Here is a 26,499-nt window from a genome sequence, read left to right on the forward strand (position 1 = left end):
GCCAAGGGGCCGGGAAAGGACGACGGGGTGAGGTCAAAGGGCGCCCGCAATGCGCGCTTCGACGAGCGCCGGGCCGAGCTTCTGGACCGGCTCAGGGCGCGGCTGACGCAGCGCGGCGCCATGCGGCCGACGCTGCGGGAACTGGCAATGTCGGCCGAGTGCAGCGTCTCGACGCTGAACCACTATTTCGGGCGGCGCGACGACATCGTCATGGCCGTGTTCGAGGATTCGGGCCAGCGCGGGCAGGGGCAGTTCCAGGTCACCCGCAAGGCCGGGCCGGAGTTCGAGAACTCGATCCGAGACGCGGTGATCCTGTCCTGGACGGTCATGACGCGCCACGGCGTCGCCGCGATGCTGGCGATGGGCATGGTCGAGGGGATGCGCGACGACCTGCTGGGACCCGCCTTCATCGACACCATGTTCGAGCCCTTCGTGATCGCCCTGGCCGAGCGGCTGGATACCCATGTGGCGCGGGGCCAGATGCGCGACGTGGACACCCGCATGGCCGCGCTGGCGCTGGCATCTCCGCTGCTGCTGGGGGCGCTGCACCAGGGAGAACTGGGCGGGGCGAAGGCTTATCCGCTCGACGGCGAGGCTTTCGTGGATCATGTGGTGCAGGGCTTCGTGCGCGCCTATCGTGCGGACTGAGGGGCATCCGGGGTGTGCATGGACGACATCGCTGACCGCAAGTCCGAGCATCTGGCGATCGTAACCGAAGGGCGCGGCGTGCAGGAAACACGCGGCACCGGCTTCGATGCCGTGCGCTTCGTCCATGACGCGCTGCCCGAGTTGTCCTTCGACGCCATCGACATGGGGACGACCTTCCTTGGCCGCAGCCTGTCCGCGCCGCTGATGGTGTCCGCAATGACCGGCGGCACGGCCGAGGCCGGGCGCATCAACCTGTCCATTGCCGAGGCCTGCGGCGCGCTGGGGCTGGCGCTGGCCGTGGGGTCGCAGCGCATCGCCATCGAGGGGCGCGGCACGGGCGGCCTCGGGGCCGAACTTCGGGCGCGGGCGCCCAGTGTCCCGATCCTCGGCAACCTCGGCGCGGTGCAGCTTGCGCGCGGCATGGGCGTGGACGAGGCGCGCCGCGCCGTCGAGATGCTGGAAGCCGACGCGCTGATGCTGCATCTTAACCCCCTGCAGGAGGCGATCCAGCCCGGCGGCGACCGCGATTTTTCGGGCCTGCTGGCGCGGATCGAGGCGCTGGCCCGCGCGCTGCCGGTGCCGCTTGGCGTCAAGGAGGTCGGTGCGGGCCTGTCCGCCGCCGTGGGGCGGCGGCTTCTGGATGCGGGCGTGGTGATCCTGGACGTGGCCGGTGTCGGGGGCACGAGCTGGGCGCGGGTCGAGGCCGAGCGCGGCGATGACCGCCTGCGCCGCATCGCTGCGCCCTTCTTCGACTGGGGGATTCCTACCGCCGAGGCCGTGGCCGCGCTGGCGCCGCTGATGCCCTCGGACGCGACGCTGATTGCCTCGGGCGGGCTGCGGCACGGGCTGGACGTGGCCCGCGCGATCCGGCTGGGCGCGGACCTTGCCGGGCAGGCGGCCGGCGCGCTGCCCGCCGCACGCGAGGGCGCCGAGGCGCTGGCCGCGCATCTGTCCGAGGTCGTCGAGCAGCTTCGCATCGCCATGTTCTGCACCGGCTCGCGCGATCTTGCGGCACTGCGCCGCGCCCCTTTTGCGTGACAGCCGGCACAGGTGACTACTGGAAGCGGTCGGGCTGCTGCTATACTCTGGCACAAACGTTACAGGATGAAGAAGGGAGAGCCGGCTTGTCCCAGGCGTTGCGACGACCCCTTGCCACCAGTCTTGTCAGCCTGACCCTTTCGGCAGGGGTGATCGGCGCATGGCTGGCCCTGCACATCTTTGCCGTCTGGCACTTGGACGCTGTGACGCATCCGCTGCTGGCGGTCCTGTGCCTTGTCGGCCTGACCTGGCTGTCCGTCGGGCTGTTCATCGTCGCCCATGACGCCATGCACGGGGCGGTCGCGCCGGGGCGCCCGCGCCTGAATGCAGCCGTGGGCGGGCTGGCTCTGATGCTCTATGCCGGGTTTTCCTGGCGCAAGCTGATCGTCAAGCACATGGCCCACCACCGCCACGCGGGCACCGACGACGACCCCGACTTCGGCCATGGCGGCCCGGTGCGCTGGTATGCGGATTTCGTCCGCACCTATTTCGGACTGCGAGAGGTGCTGGTGCTGGGCGGCTCGGTCATCCTCTACGCGCTGATCCTCGGCCCGCGCTGGCCCTATGTGGCCTTCTGGTCGGTGCCTTCGATCCTCGCGTCCATGCAGCTTTTCGTCTTCGGCACTTGGCTGCCGCACCGGCCTGGCCATGACGAGTTCCCCGACCGCCACAACGCGCGGTCCACCCGCGTCAGCGATCCGGTGTCGCTGCTGACCTGCTTCCACTTCGGCGGCTATCACCACGAACACCACCTGCACCCCTCGGTGCCGTGGTGGCGGCTGCCCTCGACCCGCAAGACGCGCGCATGAGCATTCTCGGCCCCGCCCTGATCGTTGTCATGACCGTCGTCGTGATGGAGGCCGTGGCCTATTCCGTCCACCGCTGGATCATGCACGGTCCCCTGGGCTGGGGCTGGCACAAGTCCCATCACGAGGACCGCCACGGCCCCTTCGAGAAGAACGACCTCTACGCCGTCGTCTTCGCGGGGCTTTCGATCGTCCTGTTCATGGTGGGCAGCCACTGGTGGCCCTGGCTCTGGTGGGTCGCCGTGGGGATGAGCGTCTATGGCGTGATCTATTTCATCGTCCACGACGGGCTGGTGCACCAGCGCTGGCCCTTCCGCTATGTCCCCCGGCGCGGCTATTTCCGCAGGCTCTATCAGGCGCACCGGCTGCATCACGCGGTGGAAGGCCGCGACGACTGCGTTTCCTTCGGCTTTGTCTATGCGCCGCCGGTGGACGACCTCAAGGCGCGGCTGAAGGCCTCGGGCGTTCTTGCGCAGCGCCAGTCGCGCCACCAGGATGCCTGGCGGCCCGACCGCGGCGAAGACTGACAACCAGCATGGCCCGCATCGCCTTCTGCCTGCCCGCCCTGTCCAGCCACGCCGCCGTCCACGGGGCACTCGCCCGGGTTCTGGCAAGGCGCGGGCATGACTGCCGTATGGTCGGTGGCGAAGGTCTTGGGCCTCTGGCTGCGCGTGAGGGCTTGCGGTTCGAGAGCCTCGGAACGCGCGAGCCGGACCTGCACAATGCCGGGCTTCTGCGGACGCTGACGGCCACTGCCGCCGCCACCCGCGCCTTCGTCCGCCACGGACCCGAGGCGCTGGGTCGCCTGAGCCCCGACCTCGTGGTGGCCGATCAGGCGGAACCGGGCGCCAGCCTTGCCGCCGAGGCGGCGGGCATCCCCCGCGTGACGCTCGCCTCGGCGCTGCCATTGGACCGGGACGAGGCGATCCCGCCGCCCTTCGTCGGCTGGCCCTTTCTTGCTGGCGCGGAAGGCCGCAAGCGCAACCGGGGCGGCTGGCGGGTGTCGGATGCGCTGATGGTGCTGCAAGCGGGCGCCTTGGCGCAGGGCTGCCGCGATTACCGGCTGCCGATGCGGCAGCGGATCGACGACTGGATCTCGCCCGACCTCGACCTGCGGCAGATGGTGCCTTCGCTGGACTTTCCCCATGCGGTAGGTGCGGGGGCAAGGGCGGTCGGGCCGCTGCGCGACGGGGCACCCGACGAGTTCGACTTGAACACCGGGGGCAGGCCGCTGGTCTTTGCCTCGCTTGGGACGCTGCAGGGCGGCAGGCGGGCGCTGCTTGCCGCCATCGCCGGGGCCACCGAGGACCTGAACGTCTGCCTCGCGCTTGCCCATTGCGGCGGGCTGACCGAGGCCGAGGCGCAGGCGCTGCCCGGCCGCGCCATCGTCCGCGACTTCTTCCCGCAGCGCGCGGTGCTGGCCCGGGCGGATGCCTGCGTCACCCATGCCGGGCTGAATACGGTGTTGGACTGCGCGGCGGCTCAGGTGCCCATGGTGGCGATCCCGCTGGCCTTCGAGCAGCCCGCCACCGCCGCCCGGCTGGCCTTCCACGGCGCGGCCCGCGTCCTGCCTCCGCGCCGCGCCAACCGCGCCACGATCCGCGAGGCGCTGAAGGCGGTCCTGTCCGATCCCTCCTATCGCGCCGCACTGGCGGGCCCCGCCGCCGAGATCGCCGTTGCAGGTGGCGTCACCCGTGCCGCCGACCTGATCGAGGCGCGGCTTGTCCGCAGGGCGGCCGCATGAACCCGGACCTGATCCTCGCCGGCGCGGGCCTCGCCAATGCGCTGATCGCCTTGGCGGTGGCAGAACGGCGACCGGGCACGCGCATCCTGATGCTGGACCGGGCGCCGGGCCCGTCTGACTCTCATACCTGGTCCTTTCACGACCCCGACCTGCGGCTTTCCTGGCACCGCCGCCTTGCCCCCGCGATCCGCTGCCGCTGGCAGGGGCAGGAGGTCCGCTTTCCCGACCACGCCCGAATCCTGCGAGCAGGCTATGCCTCGCTGGACGGCGCTGGGCTGGCGCGGCTTCTGGAGGAGACCCCCGGCGTCACGCTGCGCTGGAATGCCGAGATCACCACGCTGGACTCGGGCGGCGCGACCCTTGGTGGCGAACGGATCGAGGCGCCCTGCGTGATCGATGGACGGGGGGCCGTGCTCTCGCGCCATCTTGTCACCGGCTATCAGAAGTTCGTGGGACTCGAGTTCGAGATGGACGCCCCCCACGGTGTCACCCGCCCGGTGATCATGGACGCAACCGTGCCCCAGCAGGACGGCTATCGCTTCGTCTACCTGCTGCCCTTTTCCCCCACGCGCCTGCTGATCGAGGACACGCGCTACAGCGACGGCGCGGCGCTGGACGAGGTGGCGCTTGCCCGCGCCATTGTCGACTATGCCAAGGACAAGGGCTGGCGCGGCCGCGAGGTGCGACGCGAGCGCGGCGTCCTGCCCATCGCGCTGGCCCATGACGCGTCCAACCTGTGGGCCGAGGCACAGGGCGGATCCGTGCCCGTGGGGATGCGCGCGGGCCTGTTCCACCCTGTCACCGGCTATTCGTTGCCGGTTGCCGCGCAGGTGGCGGATGTGGTCGCCGCCAGCGAACCAACCACCGCCGCCGTCTTCCGCGCCGTCCGCGCCCATGCGCTGGCTCGTGCCGGGGACGACCGCTTCCTGCGCCTGCTGAACCGGATGCTGTTCCATGGCTGCGCGCCAGAGGAACGCCACCGCGTGTTGTCCCGCTTCTACCGCTTGCCCGAGCCGCTGATCGAACGCTTCTATGCCGGCAAGCTGACCCGGCTGGACCGGCTGCGGATCGTCACCGGCAAGCCCCCCATTCCCATCCGCGACGCGCTGCCCTGCCTGCGCGAAGCGCCGCTGCTGAAGGAAACTACGTGACGTCAGGCACCTCTCCCCGCTCGGCCATCGTGATCGGCGCGGGCTTCGGCGGGCTCGCGCTCGCCATCCGCCTGCAGTCGGCGGGCATCGCCACGACGCTGCTGGAAGCGCGCGACAAGCCCGGCGGCCGCGCCTATGTCTGGCGCGAGGAAGGCCATGTGTTCGATGCCGGCCCAACTGTCATCACTGATCCAGATGCCCTGCGCGAACTCTGGGCGCTGTCAGGACAGGACATGGCGCGGGACGTGACCCTGCTGCCGGTCAGCCCCTTCTACCGGCTGCTCTGGCCCGACGGGAAACGCTTCGACTACGTCAACGACGGCGACGCGCTGGAGCGTGAGATCGCCGCTTTCAACCCCGCCGACCTCGACGGCTACCGCCGCTTCCACGACTATTCGGAGCAGGTTTACCAGGAAGGCTACCTGCGCTTGGGCACGGTGCCCTTCCTGAAGCTGGGCCAGATGCTGCAGGCTGCGCCTGCGCTGGTGCGGCTGGAGGCCTATCGCTCGGTCCACAGCGTCGTCGCACGCTTCATCAAGGACCCGCACCTACGGCAGGCCTTTTCCTTCCACACGCTGCTGGTGGGGGGCAATCCGTTCTCGACTAGTTCCATCTATGCGCTGATCCACGCACTGGAACGGCGCGGGGGCGTCTGGTTCGCCAAGGGCGGCACCAATGCGCTGGTCTCTGGCATGGTCGCACTGTTCGAACGCTTGGGCGGCACGCTGCGCCTGAACGCCAAGGTGGCGCGGATCGAGACGGAAGGTGCGCGGGCCACCGGCGTCACGCTGGCGGACGGCACGCGCCTGAGCGCCGACATGGTCGCCAGCAATGCCGACGTGATGCACAGCTACCGCGACCTTCTGGGCGGCACCCGGCGCGGCCGCACCAAGGCCGCGCTGCTGAAACGCCAGCGCTGGTCCATGTCGCTGTTCGTGATCCATTTCGGTCTGTCGCAGCGCCCTGAAGGGCTGGCACACCACACGATCCTCTTCGGCCCCCGCTATCGCGAACTGGTCAACGAGATCTTCCGCGGCCCGAAGCTGGCCGAGGATTTCTCGCTCTACCTCCACTCGCCCAGCGTGACCGACGACAGCCTTGCCCCGCCGGGGATGTCCACGCATTACGTCCTCGCCCCCGTCCCGCACCTGGGCCGCGCGGCGATCGACTGGGCGAGCGAGGGCGAGGCCTATGCCGACCGCATCCTCGCCAGTCTGGAAGACCGGCTGATCCCGAACCTGCGCGCCAACCTGCGGGTAAAGCGCATCTTCTCTCCCTCCGATTTCGCGTCGGAACTGAACGCCCATCACGGCAGCGCCTTCTCGGTCGAGCCGATCCTCGCCCAATCCGCCTGGTTCCGGCCCCACAACCGTGACCGCAGCATCCGCAACTTCTATATCGTCGGCGCGGGGACGCACCCGGGCGCGGGCATCCCTGGAGTCGTGGGTTCCGCCAAGGCCACGGCGGGCGTGATGCTGGCCGACGCGGGCGCGGCATGAGCGCGCCTGTCGCGGAGTCGCAAGCTGCCATCGCGGCAGGGTCGCAAAGCTTTGCCGCGGCGGCGAAGCTGATGCCGGCGGGCATCCGCGAGGACACCGTGATGCTTTACGCCTGGTGCCGTCACGCCGACGATGTGGTGGACGGGCAGGAGCTTGGCAGCACGCCCGTCGCACAGGGCGACCCGGCCGAGCGGCTCGCGCGGCTCAAGGCCGAGACTTTGGAGGCGCTGCATGGCAGCGGCCCGATCAGCCCGCCTTTCGCCGCGCTGCGGGCGGTGGCGCGGCGGCATGACTTCCCTGACCGCTGGCCGCTGGACCTGATCGACGGCTTTGCAATGGACGTGGCGGGGCGGGACTATCGCACGCTGAACGACACGCTGGATTACAGCTACCACGTCGCGGGGGTCGTGGGGGTGATGATGGCGCGCGTCATGGGAGTGCGCGACCCGGCGGTGCTGGACCGGGCCTGCGATCTGGGGCTGGCCTTCCAGCTGACCAACATCGCCCGCGACGTGATCGACGACGCCCGCATCGGACGCATCTACCTGCCAGGCGACTGGGTGGAAGAAGCGGGCGCGAAGGTCGAGGGCGACATCCCTTCCCCCGAGCTTTACGCCGTCATCCTGCGCCTGCTTGACGCGGCCGAGCCCTATTACGCCTCGGCCTTCGCGGGGCTTCCGGCGCTGCCCATGCGCTGCGCCTGGTCGATCGCGGCGGCGGCGCGCATCTATCGCGCAATCGGCACGCGCATCCGGCGCGGCGGACCCGAGGCTTATCAGGCGCGCATCGGCACCTCGGGCGCGGCCAAGGCGGGGCTCGCGCTGCGGGCGCTGGGGGATGCAGGCGTCTCGCGCGTCAGGGCCAGAGCCATGCCGCGCGACGGGTTGTGGACGCGGCCCCGCGCCTAGGCGGCGACGCTGGCGCGGCCGGGCAACACGCGGGCGATATGCGCGGCCAGAGCCAGGCTGTCGAAGCCGCAGCCGCCCAGAAGATCGTCCACCTCGGTCCGCAGGGCGTCGTAATGCGCCTGCGCCTGTGGCAGGCTGCGGACCGCAAGGACCCCTCGCGCCAGCCCCGGAGCCTGCGTGTCGCGGCGCGTGTCCTTGCCGATCGCGCTCGCCTCGGCCTGCACGTCCAGAAGATCGTCGTAGGACTGGAAGGCGCGGCCCAGCGTCTGCCCCAGCGCGGCCAGCCGGTCCATGTCGGCCGCGCCAAGATGCTGCAGCAGGCCGAACATCTCGAACCCCGCAGCGAACAGGGCGCCGGTCTTGAGATCCTGCTCGCGCTGCACCCCCGCCGCGTCCTTGGGCGCGTGGATGTCGAGGTCCTGGCCCGCGCAAAGCCCTGCCGGGCCGATGGCGGCGGACAGCAGGGCAACCAGCCGGGCGCGCGTGTCCGGGTCCGCCCCGCGCGCGGTGGCCAGCAGCCGCATCGCCTCGGTCACCAGCGCGATCCCCGCCAGGATGGCGCGGCATTCGCCATGGACAAGATGCGTCGTGGGCCGCCCCCGCCGTGCCTGTGCGTTGTCCATGCAGGGCAGGTCGTCGAAGACCAGCGAGGCGGTATGCACCAGCTCGATCGCGCAGGCGGCATCGACAAGCGCGGGGGAAACGCCGCCTGTCGCCTCGCCCGCGATCAGCAGGACCATGGCGCGGAACCGCTTGCCAGGCGCCAGCACCGCCTCGGCCATCGCCCGGCCAAGGGCCGGAGAGGCCATCCCGAAGTCCGCCGCGACCTCGGCCAGACGGTCATCCACGACACAGCGCCAGTCGGCGGGTCGGGTCACGTCACGCATGCACTTGTCATCCATCCAAACCGCTGCCGCTTTGCTGTCGCACATCTGATCCAGAATATCAGACATCAGGGGCCGGACGGGAAGCCGCAACCGTGACCCTCGGCAAAGAAAGCGCCGAAGGCCGCCGCCGGTTCAATGCGACCTGAAATGCCGTGCCCTCAGGCCGCCCGCAGTCCGAGGATCTGCCGCGCCTGCTGCCAGGTGGCGACGGGACGCTCGTGGCGTTCGCACAGTTCCACCACCCGCCGCACCAGCGCCGCGTTGGACGGGGCAAGGGTGTCGCGGTCCAGGCGGACGTTGTCCTCCATCCCCGTCCTGGTGTGGCCGCCCTTGGCGACGGCCCATTCGTTGATCCGCAACTGCTCGGTCCCAATTCCGGCCGCGCACCATTGCGCATCGGGCGCCAGGCGCTTCAGCGTTTCAATGTAGAAGTCGAAGATCGGCTCGTCGGCGGGCATGGCATTCTTCACCCCCATGACGAACTGCACGTAAAGCGGCCCCCTGAGCCGCCCGTCCCGCGCCATCCGCGCGGCCTGCACGATATGGGACAGGTCAAAGGCCTCGATCTCTGGCTTGACGTCGTGAACCTTCATTTCCGAGGCGAGCCAGTCCACCAGGTCCGGCGGGTTCTCGTAGACGCGGGTCGGGAAGTTGTTGGACCCCACCGACAGCGAAGCCATGTCGGGCCGCAGCGGCAGCATTCCCCCGCGTGCGCGCCCCGCGCCCGAGCGGCCTCCAGTCGAAAGCTGGATGATCAGGCCGGGGCAGTGCTTCTCCAGCCCTTCCTTCAGCGCCGCGAAGCGGTCGGGGTCCGAGGTGGGCTGGCCCTGGTCGTCGCGGACATGGCAGTGGACGATGGTGGCGCCGGCCTCGAAGGCCTCCTGTGTCGATTCGATCTGTTCCGCGACCGTGATCGGGACGGCGGGGTTGTTGTCCTTGGTGGGCAGGCTGCCAGTAATCGCCACGCAGATGATGCAGGGGGTATCGGCAGGATTGGTCGTCTGGGTCATGCTTTCCATTTCCGTCATGAGATGCGTGATGATGCGGGGGACCGTTTCAGCCGCGCGGCCAGCGCCGAAAGCGCCACTGCCGCCATTCCCACGGCGACGCCCCAGAAGGCCGCGCCGATTCCCAGCAGCGACACGCCCGAGGTCGTGACCATGAAGGCCAGCAGTCCCGCCTGCCGGTCCGAGGGGGTGGTGCCCTCGGGCGACAGGGTGTCGCCGAGGCTTTTCGCGATCGCCCCCAGCAGCGCGAGGCCCGCCAGCAGCGCGATCACCGCGACCGGCAGTAGGGTCAGCAGCTGGACGATGGTGCCCGCCAGCAGCCCGCCGACGCAGAAGAACAGCCCGCAGGCCACGCCCGCCGCGTATCGCCGCGAGGCGTCAGGATGGGCATCGGGTGCCGCGCAAAGCGCCAGCGTGATCGAGGCCAGCGCCGTCGTGATCCCCCCGAACAGCGCCGAGGGCAGGGACGCCAGCGCGCAGATCACCACAATGGGCCGCGCCGCCACCTGGTAGCCATTGGCCCGCAGGATCGCCATGCCGGGCAGGAACTGCCCCGTCAGCGTGGTCAGGATCAGAGGCAGCGCCAGCCCCGCGAGTGCCTGAACCGAGAAGGTGGGCCAGGTCAGGACAGGATGGGCAAGCGACAGGCGGATCTCACCCATCGGGACGCCCTCGACCAGCCAGGCGAGCAGCAGCCCCACCGCCAGCATGATGACCACGGCATAGCGCGGCAGCAGCACGGTGAAGACCAGGTAGGCCGTGACCAGCACCGCGAAGATCACCGGCGCGCTGCCGATGGCGCCCATGGCCGTCAGCCCGAAGCCGAACAGGATGCCCGCCATCATGCCGCTGGCGACAGGCTTCGGGATTGCCGCGACCAGCCGGTCAAACAGGCCCGTGATCCCCAGCGCAAGGATCACCAGCGCCGACACGAGGAAGGCGCCCACGACATCGGAAAAGGGCAGGTCCGACCCGATCGAGATCAGCAGTACCGTACCCGGCGCCGACCAGGCGGTGACGATGGGCGCGCGGGTCAGCAGGCTCAGCCCGATGCTGGTCACGCCGGCTGCAATCGAGATCGCCATCACCCAGGAAGAGAACCCGGCGTCGCTTGCCCCCATCGCGCGGGCGGCCTGAAGATAGATCAGCAGCGGCCCGGCATAGGAGACCAGCACCGACAGGAACCCCGCCGTGACGGTCGAAGGCGACATGGCCGCCGCAGCCTCGCGCCAGGCGGGCAGGGCGGTTCGTTCGCCGGCCACGGCCATCGGCTCAGTGCCCCGCCGGGGCGACAAGCGCCCGTGCCTGCAATCCTGCCCGCAATTCCGTTCCTCCCGCTTGCCCGCAAGGCGCGCAACAGGGCCCGAGACTGGTCCGCCCCCCGCCGCCGCGGCAATGACGCGGGAAGTATCCCCCGATACCCGGCGCGGCATTGGTGCGGACGGGCTTCATCGGGAATATGGCGGCATGCGGGGGAGGAGAGTGCCACCCGTTTCATTCCGGCCAACCGGACAGGAGGAGGACGCAGCTATGCGCGACGTGACAATCGACAACGTGACCGACGTGGTGATCGCCTCGCTGGGCGACAAGGCGCCCATCGGCGACCGCCAGCGCGAGGTCATGACCAGCCTGATCAAACACCTGCACGGGTTCTGCAAGGACGTGAGCCTGACGCATGGCGAGTTCCTGTATGCCTGCGACTACCTGGCCCGCGCGGGCCGGATCTGCGATGACAAGCGCCAGGAGTTCATCCTGCTCGGCGACATCCTTGGCGTCGAGGTGCTGGTGGACATGCTGACCCACCCGGTCGAGGGCAACGAAAGCGTCTCGACGGTGCTGGGCCCGTTCTACCGCGAGAACCCGCCGGTCCTGCCCAAGGGCGCCTCGATCATCCAGAAGCACTTCCCCAACGAGGAAACCGTCTGGTTCGAGGGTTACGTGCGCGACGCCCAGGGCAAGGGGATCGAGGGCGTGACCCTGGACGTCTGGGAAGACGCGCCGAACGGCCTTTACGAAAACCACGACCCCGACCAGCCCGACTACAACCTGCGCGGTCGCCTGGTCACGGACGCGGACGGCCATTTCGCCTTTGTCGCCGTCCGCCCGGTTCCCTATCCGATCCCCGATGACGAGACCGCGGGCGAGCTGCTGCGCTTCATGGGCCACCATCCCTACCGGCCCGGCCACATCCACTTCATCCTGGCCAAGGACGGCTATCGCACCCTGGTCAGCCAGGTGTTCGATGCCGACAGCGACTGGCTGGACGACGACAGCGTCTTCGCCGTCAAGGACAGCCTGGTTGCCCGGTTCGAGCCTGCGAGTGACAGCCGGACCGACCTGAAGGTGCGCTTCGATTTCGTCATGAAGGCGCAGGCCGCCACCGCCCAGCTGGCGGCCGAATAAGCGACAAAACGAACCAAATTGATTTGTCCCCGGCCGCGCCGGGGGCATTATGCGTTTCAGGGCCGCAGTCGGGGCTTACAGTGAGGACGCATTGAACCTGCGGCAGCTCAGCTATTTCATCGCCGTGGCCGAGGAACTGCATTTCGGCCGCGCGGCCGAGCGGCTGGACATGGCCCAGCCGCCGCTGAGCCGCCAGATCAAGCAGCTCGAGGACGAGCTTGGCGCAGTCCTGTTCAACAGGGGCCGCAACGCGATCACGCTGACCCAGGCCGGGTCGAGGCTGCTGGAGCGCGGACGCGCCGTGCTGGCCGAGATCGAGGACATCAAGCTGGAACTGCGCCGGATCGGGCAGGGGGCCGAAGGGCGGCTGCGGATCGGCTTTGTCGGCTCATCGACCTTCGGGATCATGCCCAACATCATCAAGTCCTTCCGCGCGAACTATCCGGTGGTGAACCTGACGCTGCTGCCCATGAACAACGCGCGCCTGCACCGCGCCCTGATCTCGCGCGAGATCGACGTGGCCTTCACCCGGCCTGCGCTGAAGGACAGCGACTTCGTGACCCGCAAGCTGCTGGAGGAGCCGCTGGTCCTGGCCGCGCCCGACACCTTCGAGACGGCGACGCGCGGCCAGGTCACGCTGGAAGAGCTGCGCAAGATCGAGCTGGAGATGATCCTTTACCCCGAGTTCCCGCGCCCCAGCTTCGCCGACTCGGTGATCGAGGCCTGCCGCGCGCAGGGGGTGGACATCCGCCGCCGCAGCTTCACCATGGACCTGCAGACGGCGCTGAGCCTTGTGGCGATCGGTGAGGGTGCGTGCATCGTCCCCGCCTCGGTCGGCTCGGCCCCGCGCAACGGCATCCGCTTCCTGCGCTTCTCGCCGCATCTGGCGAATACCGAACTGGCGCTGAACCACAGGATCGACGAACAGGGCGTGCATCTGAAGAACTTCGTCCGCATCGCCCAGTCGGTCGCGCGCCGGACGCTGGGCTGAACCCCCGGGAAATGGATTGGGGGGCAGAACCCTGCCCCCGGCCCCTCTGCCGCAGGGCGAAGGTCTGCCCGGCCATGACACTTGTGCTGGTCGTCAGACCCCCAGCCAGCGGTGCTGCGCCTCGGCGTCGGCGCGGATCTCGTCGGGGGTGCCGGTCCAGACGACCTGCCCCTTGCTGACGATCACCACGTCGTCGGCCAAGCTGGTGGCGAAGCCGAAGTTCTGCTCCACCAGGATCATCGACAGGCCCGTGCGCTTGAGGTCCATCAGCCGGTCGTGGATCAGCTTGACGATGATCGGCGCCAGACCCTCGGTCGGCTCGTCGAGGATCAGAAGCCGCGGGTTCATCAACAGCGCCCGCGCAATGGCGAGCATCTGCTGCTCGCCCCCCGACAGTTGCATCCCCCCGTTCGCCATCCGCTCGCCCAGACGCGGGAAGAGTTCCAGCACCCGCGCCATCGTCCAGCCGCCGGGGGGCGCGGGGAAGCGCTTGGCGGCAAGCTCGAGGTTCTCGCGCACGGTCAGCGAACGGAAGATGTCGCGCGTCTCGGGCACATAGCCCAGCCCCATGCGAGCGATGTCATAAGGGCGCCCGCTTCCGATCGCGCGGCCCTCGAAGGTGATCTGCCCGGCCTTGGCAGGCAGCAGGCCCATCACCGTCTTCAGCGTGGTGGACTTGCCCGCGCCGTTGCGGCCCAGGATCGCCAGCACGCGGCCCGCCTGCGCGGTCACGGTCATGCCGTGCAGGACCTGGGTCTCGCCATAGCCCGAGTCGACTGCGTTCAGTTCAAGCATCTTCCCAGGCTCCCAGATAGATGTCCTTCAGCAGGCTGCTGCCGCGCGCCTCTTCGGGCGAGCCGTCGAAGACGACCTCGCCATAGTTCAGGACGGTGATGCTGTCGGCCACGGCGAAGGCCAGGTCCATGTCATGCTCGATGATCAGCAGCGTCAGGTCGCGCGGCAGGTCGTTAAGCAGATCGTGGAAGCCCTTGGCCATCTCGGGGCCGACGCCCGAGGTCGGCTCGTCCATCAGCAGGACCAGCGGGCGGGTGGCCAACGCCACGCCGACCTCGAGCTGCCGCCGCACACCGTAGGACACGTCGCTGACGCGGGCGTGCAGATAGGGCATCAGCCGCACCTGTTCCGCCACTTCGCGCACCGTGTCCTGCACGTCGCGCCGCGTCAGGCTGTCGTAGCGGATGTTGTGCCAATGGCCATGCGTGACCGAGGCGGCAAGGCCGAGGTTCTCCTCGACCGTCAGGCCGTCGAACAACGTATTCTTCTGGTAGCTGCGCGACAGGCCCCGGCGGGCGCGGGCCTGGACGGACAGCGCGGTCACGTCCTCGCCCGCCAGGAACACCTGACCCTCGTCGGGGGTGATCTCACCCACCAACTGGTTGAACAGCGTGGTCTTGCCGGCGCCGTTCGGCCCCAGGATTACCCGCCGCTCGCCGCGTTCCAGCTTCAGCGAGACGTTCCGGGTGACGTGGATGGCCCCGAAGCTTTTCGACAGGTTGCGTGTTTCAAGCATCTTCCAGCGCTCCTTGAGCGGCGAGGTCCTTGCGGACCTGGTGGGCGATGACGTCGCGGGCAGAACTGGGACGAGCGCGGGACAGGCGCTGTTCCAGCCAGCCGAAGATCCCGTTGGCGCGGCTCATGACGACGGCGATCAGGATTAGGCCCACGACAAGATGCCAGTAGTCCGTGTGGGCGCTGACCTCGTGCTTGAGCATGACAAAGGCGATGGCGCCGATCACCGGGCCGATGATGGTGCCAAGCCCGCCGAGGATGACGACCACCAAGGCCTCGCCCGAGACGGTCCAGTTCAGAAGGCCGGGCGAGACGAACATGACGTGCTGCGCAGCCAGCGCACCGGCGGCGGCGGCGATCATGCCCGACAGGCCGAACATGTCCGCCTTGATGCGCCAGACGTTGACGCCCAGCGCCCGCATCCGCTGCTCGTTGTGCATGATGCCCGTCAGCGTGCGCCCCAGCCCCGCCTGCAGGACATGGGTGGCGAACCAGTAGACGAGGCCCAGGACGAACAGGCAGGCGAAGGCGAAGGTGCGGGGATCGTTCAGGTCCAGCCCGATCAGGGACAGGTCGATCCGCGGCACGCCCGAGACGCCGTCGTCGCCGCCGAAGACCGGCTGCTCGAAGACCAGCGAATAACCCATCTGCCCGAAGGCCAGCGTCGCCATGATGAAATAGATGCCGTGGCTGCGGCCGCAGACGGCCCCGATCAGCCAGGAGGCCGCGCCGGTGATGGCGATGGCGCCCGCAAAGGCGGCCGAGGGCGCCAGCCCGACCTTGACCGTCAGCATGGCATAGGCATAGGCCCCCGCCCCCATCAGCGCGCCGTGGCACAGCGACACCATGCCGCCGAAGCCCGCGACCATGTCCAGCGCGATCACCAGGATGGCCAGGATGGCGATCTCGGCCACCATCTCGACCCCGAAATATTCGGCCGTCAGCGCCCGCAGCACGGCAGCGGCGGCGATCAGGCCCAGCGCCCAGAAGCGCAGGCTCGTGTGTCGGAACATCGGTTCAGCCCTTTGCCGGGAACAGGCCCGCCGGGCGCAGGATCAGCACCGCGGCCAGAAGCCCGTAGATGAGGATCGAGGCGAACTGCGGGAACAGCACCGCGCCGAAGGTCTGCACGACCCCATAGATCAGCGACCCCGCGATCGCGCCCTTGAGCGAGCCGAGGCCCCCGATCACGATGACGATCAGCGTCGGGATCAGGATCTGCAGCCCCATGTCGGGCGTGACCGACAGCAGGGGTGCGGCGACCGCGCCCGCCAGCCCCGCCAGCGCGCAGCCCACGCAGAAGACGAGGAAGAACATCTTTTCCACGTCGATGCCCATGCAGGCGGCCATCGAGTCGTTGTCCACGCCCGCGCGGATCATCGCGCCGATCTGGGTGCGGCCCAGGACCAGCGCCAGCACGCCCCAGATGGCCAGCCCCAGCGCGATCACGAACAGCCGGTAGGCCGGGTATTCGACGCCGAGGATCGTCAGCCGCCCGTCCAGCAGCGCCGGGACGGGGGCCGACAGCGCCTGCGCGCCCCAGACGATGCGGGTCAGGTCCAGCATGACGAAGATCAGGCCGAAGGTGACCAGCACCTGCGCCATCGGCCCCGCCCGCCGCATCCGGCGGATGAAGACCAGATACAGCACCACCCCCAGCGCGGCGACCGCGAAGGGCGCGACCAGAAGCCCGCCCCAGAAGCCGATGGCCGCGCCCGCGGTGGCCGCCGCATAGGCGCCCAGCGCGTAAAGCGAGCCATGCGCCAGGTTGACGAAATGCATCAGCCCGAAAATCACCGTCAGGCCGACCGACAGCAGAAACAGCAGCATGGACAGCTGAAGCGCGTTCAGCCCCTGCAGCACCCAGAAGCCGAGATCGGCCTGCATGGCGCTTTCCTCCCCTAAAAGCGAAAAGGCCCCGCCGGAGCATCTGCTCAGGCGGGGCACGGGATCAGTTGATCAGGGCCATCTCGCAGCCGTTGACCGGGTCGGCCTCGGCCGGCAGCTGGGACAGGACCTTCTGGGTCTGCGCGCCGCCCTCGCCCGCGACGATCTGGTAGACATAGATCGGCTGGACGATGTTGTTGGTGGCCGGGTCGATGGCGGTCGCGCCGCGCGGCCCGTCGAAGCTGGTCTTCTGCAGCGCCGCGCCAAGGGTTTCCCGGTCGGTCGCGCCGGACTTGACGGCCTCGACCAGCGCGCGGGCGGCGTCATAGCCGTGGACCGCGTATTCCGACGGCAGGTGGCCGGCCTTGACCTTGAAGGCCTCGACGAACTGCCTGTTGGCCTCGTTGTCGATGGTGGGCACGTAATGCAGCGCCGTCACCACGCCCTCGGCCGCACGCCCCTGCGCGTCCACGTAAAGCTGCGAGGTCAGGAAGCCCGCGCCGTACAGCGGCAGCGCGTCCTTCATCCCGAAGCTGTCGTATTGCTTGACGAAGGAAATCGCCTCGCCGCCCGCGTAGAAGGCATAGACCGCCTGCGCGCCGCTGGATTTCGCTTTGGCGAGGAACGGGCCGAAGTCCTGCGTCTTCTGGAAGGGCGTGAACTCCTGCCCCACGATCTCGCCGCCCGCCGCCTTGAAGGCCTCGGCGAAGGCGCCGATCATCTGCTGGCCCGCGGCATAATCGGCACCGATGGTGAACACCTTGGTGATGCCCTGGTCCACCAGGTACTTGCCCATCGGCCGGTTCACCTGCTGGTTCGAGAAGGACATGCGCGTGATCCAGGGGCTGCAGGCCTCGCCCGTGGCCTCGTCGTTGCCGGCGTTGGCGACGATCAGCGGCACCTTGGCGCCGTCCACCACGTCGCGGATCGCGCCGAGCACGCCCGAGCTGACGACGCCGGCCATCACGTCCACCTTGTCCTGCATGACCAACTTGCGGGTCTTGGCCAGGCCCACCGGCGGGCTCGCCTCGCTGTCCTCGCGGACGATCTCGAAGCTGGCGCCGCTGCCTTCGCCGAAGGTGTCGAGGCCCAGGCGGAAGCCCGTCTCGATCTCCTCCCCAAGCGCCGCATAGACGCCCGAGAAGGGCAGCAGCAGGCCGACCTTGATGTCCTCGGCCTGCGCCTGCGCGACGGCAGAGCTTGCGATGACGGCCGCGACGGCGGCCTTGACGAAGTTCGACATGTTATCCTCCCAGTATGTCGATATTCCTGAAGTTTCCTGCGGATCAGCCTAGGTCGCCGCCCCCCACGGGCAGGGTGACGCCGGTGATGTAGCTGGCGTCGTCCGAGGCCAGGAACAGGATCGCTCCCGCCTGTTCATCCAGCGTGCCGTAGCGCTTCATCAGGCTGGACTGGACCGTCTGATCGACGATGGTCCGGTACCAGTCCTCGCGCTGCTCGGTTTCGGCATTGGGGTTGCGCGGCACGGGGCGCGGCGGCGCCTCGGTCCCGCCGGGAGCGGTGGCGACCACGCGGATGCCGCGTTCGGCCACTTCCCAGGCGAGGCTCGCCGTGATCGCGTTCACGCCGCCCTTGGCCGCGGCATAGGGCACGCGGTTCAGCCCGCGCGTGGCGATGGACGAGACGTTGACGATCACGCCGTGCCCTGCCTCCAGCATCGGCTCGATCGCAGCCCGGCAGCAGTAGAGCGTCGGGAACAGCGACCGGCGCACCTCGGCGTCGATCTGCTGCGGCTCGTAGAACTCGTAGGGCTTGGCCCAGATCGTGCCGCCGACATTGTTGACCAGGATGTCGATGCGGCCCCAGCGGGCGACGGCATGGGCGATGGCCTCGCGGCAGCCCTCCCAGGTTTCAAGGTCCACCGAGACGGCTTCCGCCACCCCGCCTGCGGCGCGGATGCGCTCGACCACCTCGTCGCGGTGGGGCGAGCGGTCCACGATCAGCACCTCGGCGCCCTCGGCGGCGGCGCGTTCGGCCACGCGCGCGCCGATGCCCTGGGCCGCGCCCGTCACGACCATGACCTTGCCGGCGAAGCGGCCGGGGAAATGGGTGGCGCTCATGCGGCGGCCTCGGCCGGGGCCTCGGTCGGGTTGAACTTCTCGTAATGGAAGCTGGCGGGGGTCACGCCCGCGTGGCTGAGGTGCTGGCGCACGGCCTCGACCATGGGGGGCGGGCCGCAGAGATAGACGTCCACGTCGCCGCCATTCAGGTCGCTGCCCGACAGGTGGTCGGTGACGAAGCCCTTGCGATCATGGGCGTCCTCCTCGGCGGCGAGGATGGTAATGACGTTCACTGTGCCGATGCGATCGGCCAGTGCCATGACCCGGTCCATCTCGACCAGGTCGGCGGCGCGGGTGACGGCGTAATACAGCGTGATCGGCTGGTCGGTGCCCTCGGCGGCCACCTGTTCCAGCATGGACAGGAAGGGCGCCATGCCTGTGCCGCCCGCCAGCCACAACTGCGGCCGCGTCACGGGGCGCAGGTAGAAGGCGCCCATCGGCCCCGTGACCTCGACCCGCGCGCCGGGCTGGGCGGTGTTGGACAGCCAGCCGCTCATCAGCCCGCCGGGCAGGTTGCGGATGAGAAAGCTCGCCTCGGTCGCGCCGGGGGCCGAGCTGAAGGAATAACTGCGGTGGCGCCCCGAACCGGGCACGTCGATGTTGACATACTGGCCGGCCAGGAAGGGGATCGGCTTGTCGAGCTTCAGTTGCAGCCCGAACGAGGTTTCCGACAGCCGCTCGACCGCGATCACCTCGGCGCCGACCTTCTCGGCCCCCGTCTTGCAGACGGCGGAGGAGGCCGGGACCGACACCACGCAGTCGCTGCGGGGCATCATCTGGCAGGTCAGGACATAGCCTTCTGCCGCCTCGTCCTCGGTCATGGCCTCGTCGAGGTAGAATTCCAGCTCGTACTCGCCCTTCTCGGCGTGGCACTTGCAGGTGCCGCAGACGCCGTCGCGGCAGTCCATGGGAATGTTGATGCGCTGGCGGAAGGCGGCCTCGGTCACCTTCTCATCCTCGTCGCAGTCGATGATGCGGGTGACGCCGTCCTCGAAGTTCAGCGCGATGCGGTAGGTCGTCATGGGTCAAGCCTCCTCCGTTCGCGGACGGGCTGGCCGTTCGCGTCCTGTGCGGTCAGCTCCGGCCGCCGCTCAGGGGCGGCCGGCTGCGGCGGTCAGATGTGGTAGACGTCGATCACGTGATGGATGCGGTCGTTCTTCAGCACGACCTTCTTGTCGCGGATCAGCGGCCGCGGTCCGGACAGGTCCAGGGTGTAATAGGACGTGCCCCAGTGCTGGTCCGTTTCGCCATAGCGGAACGAGAGCGTCAGCCAGTTGAACCGCAGCTTCAGCGAGTCCGAGGTGCGCTCGATGATCTCGATGTTGCTGAGGTTGTGGTTGGTGCGCGGCTCGGGAAGCGAGGTGGCCGAACTGCGGTCGGTCTTGATGCGGAAGACGCGGTCCTCGATCCCGGAGCGGTCGGGATAGTAGATCAGCGACATCTCGTTCCGGGGGTCTTCGGTCAGGGTGTCGAAGTCATCCCAGGCCGGCATCCAGAACTGGCAGTCCGGGTGGTAGAAGGTCAGCCAGTCGTCCCACTGGCGGTCATCCAGGGCGCGGGCTTCGGCGTGCAGGAAGGCCTGCACCTGGTCGAAGGTGATCGCACCGGCGGTGGTGGGGGTCATCTCGTTCATCGGCTTCACTCCGCGGCGAGGGGCTGTTGCGAGGCCAGCGCGGCGCGCTCATCCTGGATGGCGCGCGCCATCCGTTCCGCCCACTGGCTGTGCTGGATGACGAAAAGGCCCTCGTCCTCGGTGCGGGCGCCCGACAGGATCGGGTTCATGCCCAGGGCCCTGGCCTCGTCGTCGGGACCGGTGATCCATTGCTTGGCGCCGCGCGACAGGTCGTTCCACTGGGCGTGCGCCGCGCCGGCATAGCCGCGCTGGGTCGCCCGGAACTCCTCGGTGTCGTCGGGCGTCGCCATGCCCGAGGCGTTGAAGAAGTCCTCGTACTGGCGGATGCGGCGGGTGCGGGCCTCCTGCGGCTCGCCCTTGGGGGCGATGCAGTAGATCGTGACCTCGGTCTTGTCCACGCTGATGGGCCGGAAGACCCGCAGTTGGCTGGAGAACTGGTCCATCAGGAACAGGTTGGGATAAAGGCACAGATTGCGCAGGTAGCCGACCATCCAGTCGGCCTTGGCCTTGCCGTATTTCGCCTCGAACTCGGCATGGCGGGCATAGACCGGCCGGTTGGTCGGGTCGGCCCAGGTCGTCCACAGCAGCAGGTGGCCGTTGTCGAAGCTGTAGAAGCCGCCCTTCTGCTTGGCCCATTTCGAGGCGTCGTTGGCCTTGATCTTGTCTTCCTTGCCGTCCGCCTGGCGGTGGCCGGTGGTGGCGACATAGTTCCAGTGGACGGCCGACACGTGGTAGCCATCGGCACCGTTTTCGGCCTGAAGCTTCCAGTTGCCGTCATAGGTATAGGTGGACGAGCCGCGCAGCACCTCGAGCCCCTGGTCGGACTGATCGACCACCATGTCGATCATGTGGCGCGCCTCGCCCAGGTAGTCCTGCAGCGAGGAGACGTCCGGGTTCAGGCTGCCGAACAGGAAGCCGCGATAGTTCTCGAACCGCGCCACGCGGGTCAGATCGTGGCTGCCGTCGCAGTTGAACTGGTCGGGGTAGCCCGCGCCGTTCGGGTCCTTGACCTTCAGCAGCTTGCCCGTGTTCGAGAAGGTCCAGCCGTGGAAGGGGCAGGTGAAGGTCATCTGGTTGCGCCGCTTGAAGCGGCAGAGCATCGCGCCCCGGTGCGAGCAGGCGTTGACCAGCGCGTGCAGCTGGCCCTGCTTGTCGCGGGTGATGACGACAGGGGTACGGCCCATGAACAGGGTGAAGTAATCGCCGGGGTTCGGGATCTGGCTTTCATGGGCCATGTAGATCCAGTTGCCCTCGAAGATGTGCTTCATCTCGAGCTCGAACAGGTCCTCGTCGGTGAACATGTCCCGGCGGGCGCGGAAGACGCCGCGCTCGGGGTCGTCCTCGACGACGTTCTGCAGGCGGGCCTGCAGCTCGTTCAGGTCGGTGCTGGTGAACATCTTTCTCTCCTCCCAGATCGATGATGGCCGTGGGTCGCGTGCTGCTGCCTGTGGCGCTGGTCAGCTTCCCGTGGGGGCCAGGGTGGCGCCGCGGTCGCGGCGGTAGAAACGGACCTTGTCGGGGTCCAGGGCCACGCCGATGCCCGGCCCCTGGGGCAGGTGCACGCAGAAATCGGCGTAGCGGATCGGTTCGGCCAGGATCTCGTCCTTGAGCAGCAGGGGCCCGAACAGCTCGGTCCCCCAGTGCAGCGTCTCGACGGTCGAGAACAGCTGCAGCGCGGCGGCGGTGGATACTCCCGCCTCCAGCATGGTCCCGCCATAAAGGCCCAGGCCCGCGGCCTGCCCGATGGCGATCACCTCGGAGCCGCGGCGCAGGCCGCCCGACTGGCCGATCTTGACGGCGAAGACATCGGCCGAGCGGTTGGCCGCGACCCGCATCGCGTCGATGGGGCCCTGCAGCACCTCGTCGGCCATGATCGACAGGCGAGAGGTGTCCGTCAGCGCCTTGAGATCGCGCAGGAACTCGGCCCGGACCGGCTGCTCGGCCAGCTCGACGCCGATCTCCTCCAGCATGGCGACGCCGCGGCGCGCGGTGGCCAGGTCCCAGGCCTGGTTCACGTCCACCCGGATGCTGGCCCGGTCGCCCACGGCCGCGCAGATCGCGCCCACATGGGCGATGTCGGACTTGAGGTCGCGCTTGCCGATCTTGAGCTTGAAGATGTTGTGGCGCCGCGCCTCGATCATCGCTTCCGCTTCGGCGATGTCGGTGGTCGAATTGCCGCTGGCCAGCGTCCAGGCGACCGGCATTGCCGGGCGCACCGCACCGCCGAAGAGCTGCGCCACCGGCACGCCCAGGCGGCGGCCGAGGCCGTCCCAGAGCGCGATCTCGACGGCGCAGCGCGCGATGGGGTTGCCGCGCACGGTCCGCTCGATGATGCCGATGGCGCCGTTGATGTCGTTGCCGTCGTGGCCCATCAGGGCGGGCCCGATGTAATGGTCAATGGCCAGCTTGATGCTTTCGGCGCTTTCGCCGCCATAGCTGAGGCCGCCGATCGAGGTGCCCTCACCGATCCCTTCCGAGCCGTCGTCGAAGCGGACGCGAACCAGGACGACCGACTGTGCGGTCATGGTGGTCATCGACAGGACGTGGCCCCGGATCGTGGGGATATCCAGCAGCGTGGTTTCGATCAGGTCGATCCTTGGCATGTCGGCACCTCGTGGCATGTGCTGCCACAGTCACGTCCGGGGCCGGTCCTGTCGATAACGCGCCCGGTCTTGCCTGATACCCTGCGCGGCATTTTCCTTTCGCCCGGAAGGGCCGACAGCCGGAGTCGCGTCCGCACCTACAGGAGAGACAAGATGCCAACGCTTCACTGGTCCCCGCGCTCGCCCTATGTCCGCAAGGTGATGGTTGCGCTGCATGAAAAGGGGCTGGCCTCGCAGGTGACGGTCGTGCGGACCCATGCCGATCCCCTGATCCCGCACGACGGGCTGATGCAGGTGAACCCGCTGAGCAAGATCCCCACGCTGGAACGCGAGGGGCTGCCGCCGATCTGGGACAGCCGCGTGATCTGCGAATGGGCCGATCAGGAAGGCACCGAAGGCCCGCGCCTGTTTCCGGCGGATCCCGAGGCGCGGGTTCTCGCGTTGCGGGACGAGGCGACCGGCTCGGGGCTGATGGACATCGCCCTGCCGTGGCTGGTCGAGACGCGGATGCGGCCCGAGGAGCAGCGCAGCCCGCAGCAGATCGACGCCTGGCGGCGCAAGGCGGGCAGCACGCTCGACTGGCTGGAGGAGAACATCGGTGCCATCGCCGCCCGCGACTTCGACATCGGCCATGTCGCCATCGGGGCTGCGCTCAGCTACCTCGATTTTCGCTTCGGCGCCGAGAACTGGCCCAAGGGCCGCCCCCAGCTGGCGGCCTGGCACACCAGTTTCCGCGCCCGTCCCTCGGTGCAGGCGACCGAGTTCCGGGACGACCCCCGTCCGGCGGGCTGACACGGTCCCGCCTGCGGGGGTGACTCGCAGGCGGGCCGAAACGGCTGTCGTTAAAAAACTGTTTACAGAAGCGCGTTTTAGCCCGACACCCTGATCCGCAGAAGGCCTGCCGCCGAATGAGCCGGGGACAGGACCGACAGGCCGGGATCAACCCGGCCGTCAAGGGCAGGGGCAGGACACATGGCGCAGCTGGATCATCGAATCCAAGCCGACGAGACTCATCCTATCGACATCGCCGAAGCCGTGGCCCTGCGCCGCGGCTGGGAGTTCCAGCGGATGGCGGACGACCAGATCGCGGTGACGATCCGCGGACAGTGGCGCGACCATGCGCTGACGCTTGCCTGGTCCGGACGCGACGAGATGCTGCGGCTGATCTGCTGCTTCGACCTCGATCCGCCCGAGGCGCGGATGCCGGCGCTTTACCAACTTCTGAACCTTGTCAACGACGAAGTCTGGGACGGCAGCTTCGCCTTCTGGCCGCAGCAGCGCGTGATGGTCTGGCGCTATGGGCTGGTGCTGTCCGGGCAGGCGCTGGCCGAAGACGGGCAGATCGACTGCATGATCCGCAGCGCCGTCGAAAACTGCGAGCGGTTTCATCCTTCCTTCCAGTCCGCCTGCCGGGGCGGAGAGCCCGAAGCGGCGCTGGCCCTGGCCCTTCCTGTTGCGCTGGCCCGTGCGGCCTGAGCGCCGCCTCTGGACAGCGCCGCGCCGATGGTTACCCCTTGCTGCCGACAATGGCAGGCGAGGGGGCACATGGATCTGGCGCATCTGAATGACAGGGGGCTTGTGCTCGTGGGGTGCGGGCGCATGGGCGGCGCGCTGCTGCAGGGCTGGCTGGCGCGCGGGCTTGCGCCCAAGGCCGTCCATGTCATCGATCCCAAGGTGCCCGGCTGGGTGGCCGAGCGCGGTGTTTCGGTCGAGGGGCCGGGCCCCGCCGATCCGGCCGTGATCGTGCTGGCGGTCAAGCCGCAGATGATGGGGGACGTGCTGCCGAGCCTTTCCCGTTCAGGCGGCGCCGACCGGCTGGTGCTGTCGGTGGCGGCGGGCGTGACGCTGGCTGCTTATGGCCGCGCCTTCCCCGGCGCCCCCGTGGTGCGCGCGATGCCGAACACCCCCGCCGCGATCGGGCAGGGGATCACCGCCATTGTCGGCAACGATCAGGCGGGTGCGGCCGCGCTGGACATGGCCGAATCACTGATGGCCGCCGTCGGCCGCGTCGTCCGGCTGACGGACGAATCGCAGATGGACGCGGTGACGGCCGTCTCCGGCTCGGGTCCCGCCTATGTCTTTCACCTGATCGAGACGCTCGCGGCGGCAGGCGAGGCCGAGGGGCTGCCCGCCGATCTCGCGCTGGACCTTGCCCGCGCGACGGTTGCAGGGGCAGGGGCGCTGGCAATGCACGAGGACGAGGATCCCGCGAAGCTGCGCGAGGCCGTGACCTCGCCCGCCGGCACGACCGCGGCCGGGCTGGCGCACCTGATGGACCCCGAAACGGGTCTTGCACCCCTGATGCGCCGCACCGTGGCGGCGGCTGCGGCGCGTGGGCGGGAGCTTGGCAAATGACCGGGCCTGCCGCGCAGATCGCCTATGACGACTTTGCCCGCGTGGACATCCGCGCCGGCACCATCATCCGCGCCGAGCCCTTCCCGGAGGCGCGCGTGCCCGCGATCAGGCTGTGGATCGACTTCGGTCCCGCCATCGGGGAAAAGCGCAGCTCGGCCCAGATCACGCGTCACTACGAGCCGGCCGGGCTGGTCGGGCGGCAGGTGCTGGCCGTGGTGAACTTCCCGCCGCGCCAGATCGGCAAGGTCATGTCCGAGGTGCTTGTCCTGGGCCTGCCCGATGCTGACGGCCAAGTCGTGCTGATCGGCCCCGACAGCCCGGTCCCAAACGGAGGACGAATGTATTGATGCGCCTGCTTGTCACCCGCCGCATGACGGCCGCCGCCGAAAGGGCGATCTCGGAGGTTTTTGACGCGACCTTCCGCGACTCGACTGCGCCCCTGACCGAGGCCGAGGCGATCGCGGCCCTGCGCGAGAATGACGCGGTTCTCCCGACGCTCGGCGATCCCTTCAACGCGGCGGTGCTGGGCACGTCCGACCGTCGCGCGCGGGTGCTCGCGAACTTCGGCGCGGGCTTCAACCACATCGACCTGCAAGCCGCCCGCGCGGCGGGCATCATCGTGACGAACACGCCCGATGTCGTGACCGACGCCACCGCCGACATCGCGCTGACGCTGATCCTGATGACCGCGCGCCGGGCGGGCGAGGGCGAGCGGCTGGTCCGCGCGGGGCGATGGACCGGCTGGCACCCGACGCAGATGCTGGGGATGCACGTCACGAGCCGCACTGTCGGTATCATCGGCATGGGCCGCATCGGGCAGGCCATCGCGCGCCGCTGCCACCATGGCTTCGGGATGCCGGTGATCTTTCACAACCGCTCGACTGTTACGGACCTCGACCTGCCGGCGCGGCAGGTGCCGCTGGCGGACCTGCTGGCGCAGGCCGACATCGTGGTGACTGCGGTGCCCGGCGGCGCCGCGACCCGCCACCTGATCGGCGCGGCGGAACTGGCGGCGATGAAGCCGGGCGCGATCCTGGTCAACATCGCCCGCGGTGACGTGGTGGATGAGGCTGCCTTGATCGCGGCGCTGGAGGCGCGCCAGCTCGCCGGTGCGGGCCTTGACGTCTACGAGCGAGAGCCGGAGGTGCCCGAGGCGCTGCGCGTGCGCGAGGACGTGGTCCTGCTGCCCCATCTCGGCACGGCGACCGAGGAGGTGCGCACCGACATGGCCCTGCGCGCGCTGGAGAACCTGACGGCCTTCTTCCGGGGCGATGCGCCCCCTGATCGCGTGGCCTGACGCCCCAAGGGAAACCCAGCGGAACCTTGGA

The 26,499-nt window shown here is 69.0% G+C and carries 28 protein-coding genes; 15 read left to right on the forward strand and 13 right to left on the reverse strand.

Translation table 11 applies throughout. The features are described from left to right. The first annotated feature begins 27 nt into the window (after positions 1-27). The 8 genes from BLQ03_RS04190 to BLQ03_RS04225 all read left to right on the forward strand — a co-directional run bounded on the left by BLQ03_RS04190 (position 28) and on the right by BLQ03_RS04225 (position 7,794). Positions 28-648 (forward strand): TetR/AcrR family transcriptional regulator, encoded by a 621-nt coding sequence (locus tag BLQ03_RS04190; protein WP_090753283.1) that lies wholly within the window; start codon positions 28-30, stop codon positions 646-648. Positions 649-666: 18 nt separating this feature from the next. After that, the gene (gene fni / locus BLQ03_RS04195) at positions 667-1,686 is read left to right on the forward strand and encodes a type 2 isopentenyl-diphosphate Delta-isomerase (RefSeq protein WP_090753285.1); all 1,020 of its coding nucleotides are present in this window, start codon (positions 667-669) and stop codon (positions 1,684-1,686) included. 86 nt (positions 1,687-1,772) lie between these two features. Beyond that, complete coding sequence (locus BLQ03_RS04200; RefSeq protein WP_217629650.1) at positions 1,773-2,495, forward strand: fatty acid desaturase; 723 nt, start codon at positions 1,773-1,775, stop codon at positions 2,493-2,495. Next, positions 2,492-3,019 carry a sterol desaturase family protein gene (locus BLQ03_RS04205; protein WP_090753289.1) on the forward strand — a complete coding sequence of 176 codons (528 nt, stop codon included), beginning with the start codon at positions 2,492-2,494 and terminating at the stop codon, positions 3,017-3,019. Before BLQ03_RS04200 ends, BLQ03_RS04205 begins: the two co-directional genes overlap by 4 nt. A gap of 8 nt (positions 3,020-3,027) precedes the next feature. Continuing rightward, the gene (locus BLQ03_RS04210) at positions 3,028-4,236 is read left to right on the forward strand and encodes a glycosyltransferase (RefSeq protein ID WP_090753291.1); all 1,209 of its coding nucleotides are present in this window, start codon (positions 3,028-3,030) and stop codon (positions 4,234-4,236) included. Next, entirely contained in the window at positions 4,233-5,387 is a 1,155-nt protein-coding gene (crtY, locus tag BLQ03_RS04215) for a lycopene beta-cyclase CrtY (RefSeq protein WP_090753292.1), read from the forward strand. Before BLQ03_RS04210 ends, crtY begins: the two co-directional genes overlap by 4 nt. Then, positions 5,384-6,886 carry a phytoene desaturase gene (locus BLQ03_RS04220; protein WP_090753294.1) on the forward strand — a complete coding sequence of 501 codons (1,503 nt, stop codon included), beginning with the start codon at positions 5,384-5,386 and terminating at the stop codon, positions 6,884-6,886. The genes crtY and BLQ03_RS04220 overlap by 4 nt, the downstream gene beginning before the upstream one ends. Next, positions 6,883-7,794, forward strand: coding sequence for a phytoene/squalene synthase family protein (locus BLQ03_RS04225; RefSeq protein ID WP_090753295.1), 912 nt, complete (start codon positions 6,883-6,885; stop codon positions 7,792-7,794). Before BLQ03_RS04220 ends, BLQ03_RS04225 begins: the two co-directional genes overlap by 4 nt. Here BLQ03_RS04225 and BLQ03_RS04230 read toward each other — a convergent pair. From BLQ03_RS04230 to BLQ03_RS04240, 3 genes are all read right to left on the reverse strand, one after another. Further along, positions 7,791-8,681, reverse strand: coding sequence for a polyprenyl synthetase family protein (locus BLQ03_RS04230; RefSeq protein WP_175558768.1), 891 nt, complete (start codon positions 8,679-8,681; stop codon positions 7,791-7,793). The genes BLQ03_RS04225 and BLQ03_RS04230 overlap by 4 nt on opposite strands. A 158-nt stretch (positions 8,682-8,839) precedes the next feature. Then, the gene (locus BLQ03_RS04235; RefSeq protein WP_090753683.1) at positions 8,840-9,691 is read right to left on the reverse strand and encodes a 3-oxoadipate:acetyl-CoA acetyltransferase; all 852 of its coding nucleotides are present in this window, start codon (positions 9,689-9,691) and stop codon (positions 8,840-8,842) included. Positions 9,692-9,705: 14 nt separating this feature from the next. Further along, complete coding sequence (locus BLQ03_RS04240) at positions 9,706-10,956, reverse strand: benzoate/H(+) symporter BenE family transporter (RefSeq protein WP_217629651.1); 1,251 nt, start codon at positions 10,954-10,956, stop codon at positions 9,706-9,708. A 262-nt stretch (positions 10,957-11,218) separates the two neighbouring features. On the opposite strand from BLQ03_RS04240, the gene BLQ03_RS04245 reads away from it, so the two are divergent. Further along, the gene (locus tag BLQ03_RS04245; RefSeq protein ID WP_090753299.1) at positions 11,219-12,091 is read left to right on the forward strand and encodes a dioxygenase family protein; all 873 of its coding nucleotides are present in this window, start codon (positions 11,219-11,221) and stop codon (positions 12,089-12,091) included. Positions 12,092-12,182: 91 nt separating this feature from the next. Further along, positions 12,183-13,082 carry a LysR family transcriptional regulator gene (locus tag BLQ03_RS04250; protein ID WP_090753302.1) on the forward strand — a complete coding sequence of 300 codons (900 nt, stop codon included), beginning with the start codon at positions 12,183-12,185 and terminating at the stop codon, positions 13,080-13,082. A gap of 93 nt (positions 13,083-13,175) precedes the next feature. Here BLQ03_RS04250 and BLQ03_RS04255 read toward each other — a convergent pair whose 3' ends face one another. From BLQ03_RS04255 to BLQ03_RS04300, 10 genes are all read right to left on the reverse strand, one after another. Next, positions 13,176-13,877 carry an ABC transporter ATP-binding protein gene (locus BLQ03_RS04255; RefSeq protein ID WP_090753304.1) on the reverse strand — a complete coding sequence of 234 codons (702 nt, stop codon included), beginning with the start codon at positions 13,875-13,877 and terminating at the stop codon, positions 13,176-13,178. Further along, entirely contained in the window at positions 13,870-14,613 is a 744-nt protein-coding gene (locus tag BLQ03_RS04260; RefSeq protein ID WP_090753306.1) for an ABC transporter ATP-binding protein, read from the reverse strand. Before BLQ03_RS04260 ends, BLQ03_RS04255 begins: the two co-directional genes overlap by 8 nt. Further along, on the reverse strand, positions 14,606-15,625 hold the full coding sequence (locus BLQ03_RS04265) for a branched-chain amino acid ABC transporter permease (RefSeq protein WP_090753308.1): 1,020 nt from the start codon (positions 15,623-15,625) through the stop codon (positions 14,606-14,608). The genes BLQ03_RS04260 and BLQ03_RS04265 overlap by 8 nt, the downstream gene beginning before the upstream one ends. A gap of 4 nt (positions 15,626-15,629) precedes the next feature. After that, a complete protein-coding gene (locus BLQ03_RS04270; protein ID WP_090753310.1) occupies positions 15,630-16,499 on the reverse strand; it encodes a branched-chain amino acid ABC transporter permease in 870 nt (289 codons plus the stop codon). A 64-nt stretch (positions 16,500-16,563) separates the two neighbouring features. Further along, complete coding sequence (locus BLQ03_RS04275) at positions 16,564-17,742, reverse strand: ABC transporter substrate-binding protein (protein WP_090753312.1); 1,179 nt, start codon at positions 17,740-17,742, stop codon at positions 16,564-16,566. Between the two features lie 43 nt (positions 17,743-17,785). Beyond that, on the reverse strand, positions 17,786-18,580 hold the full coding sequence (gene benD / locus BLQ03_RS04280) for a benzoate diol dehydrogenase BenD (protein WP_090753314.1): 795 nt from the start codon (positions 18,578-18,580) through the stop codon (positions 17,786-17,788). Further along, complete coding sequence (gene benC / locus BLQ03_RS04285) at positions 18,577-19,602, reverse strand: benzoate 1,2-dioxygenase electron transfer component BenC (protein WP_090753316.1); 1,026 nt, start codon at positions 19,600-19,602, stop codon at positions 18,577-18,579. Before benC ends, benD begins: the two co-directional genes overlap by 4 nt. A 92-nt stretch (positions 19,603-19,694) precedes the next feature. After that, positions 19,695-20,213 (reverse strand): benzoate 1,2-dioxygenase small subunit, encoded by a 519-nt coding sequence (gene benB / locus BLQ03_RS04290; protein WP_090753318.1) that lies wholly within the window; start codon positions 20,211-20,213, stop codon positions 19,695-19,697. 5 nt (positions 20,214-20,218) lie between these two features. Further along, on the reverse strand, positions 20,219-21,610 hold the full coding sequence (gene benA / locus BLQ03_RS04295) for a benzoate 1,2-dioxygenase large subunit (RefSeq protein WP_090753319.1): 1,392 nt from the start codon (positions 21,608-21,610) through the stop codon (positions 20,219-20,221). A gap of 60 nt (positions 21,611-21,670) precedes the next feature. Then, complete coding sequence (locus BLQ03_RS04300; protein ID WP_090753686.1) at positions 21,671-22,816, reverse strand: muconate/chloromuconate family cycloisomerase; 1,146 nt, start codon at positions 22,814-22,816, stop codon at positions 21,671-21,673. Positions 22,817-22,969: 153 nt separating this feature from the next. On the opposite strand from BLQ03_RS04300, the gene BLQ03_RS04305 reads away from it, so the two are divergent. The 5 genes from BLQ03_RS04305 (at position 22,970) to BLQ03_RS04325 (ending at position 26,468) form a co-directional block, all read left to right on the forward strand. Beyond that, the gene (locus tag BLQ03_RS04305; protein ID WP_090753321.1) at positions 22,970-23,608 is read left to right on the forward strand and encodes a glutathione S-transferase family protein; all 639 of its coding nucleotides are present in this window, start codon (positions 22,970-22,972) and stop codon (positions 23,606-23,608) included. Positions 23,609-23,788: 180 nt separating this feature from the next. Further along, a complete protein-coding gene (locus tag BLQ03_RS04310) occupies positions 23,789-24,292 on the forward strand; it encodes a type III secretion system chaperone family protein (RefSeq protein WP_090753323.1) in 504 nt (167 codons plus the stop codon). 69 nt (positions 24,293-24,361) lie between these two features. Next, positions 24,362-25,171 carry a pyrroline-5-carboxylate reductase gene (proC, locus tag BLQ03_RS04315; RefSeq protein ID WP_090753324.1) on the forward strand — a complete coding sequence of 270 codons (810 nt, stop codon included), beginning with the start codon at positions 24,362-24,364 and terminating at the stop codon, positions 25,169-25,171. Further along, a complete protein-coding gene (locus BLQ03_RS04320) occupies positions 25,168-25,518 on the forward strand; it encodes a tRNA-binding protein (RefSeq protein ID WP_090753326.1) in 351 nt (116 codons plus the stop codon). Before proC ends, BLQ03_RS04320 begins: the two co-directional genes overlap by 4 nt. Then, positions 25,518-26,468, forward strand: a complete 951-nt coding sequence (locus tag BLQ03_RS04325) for a 2-hydroxyacid dehydrogenase (RefSeq protein WP_090753328.1) — start codon at positions 25,518-25,520, stop codon at positions 26,466-26,468. The genes BLQ03_RS04320 and BLQ03_RS04325 overlap by 1 nt, the downstream gene beginning before the upstream one ends. Positions 26,469-26,499: the final 31 nt, after the last annotated feature.

This window comes from Paracoccus chinensis, from assembly GCF_900102885.1.
Taxonomy (GTDB): domain Bacteria; phylum Pseudomonadota; class Alphaproteobacteria; order Rhodobacterales; family Rhodobacteraceae; genus Paracoccus; species Paracoccus chinensis.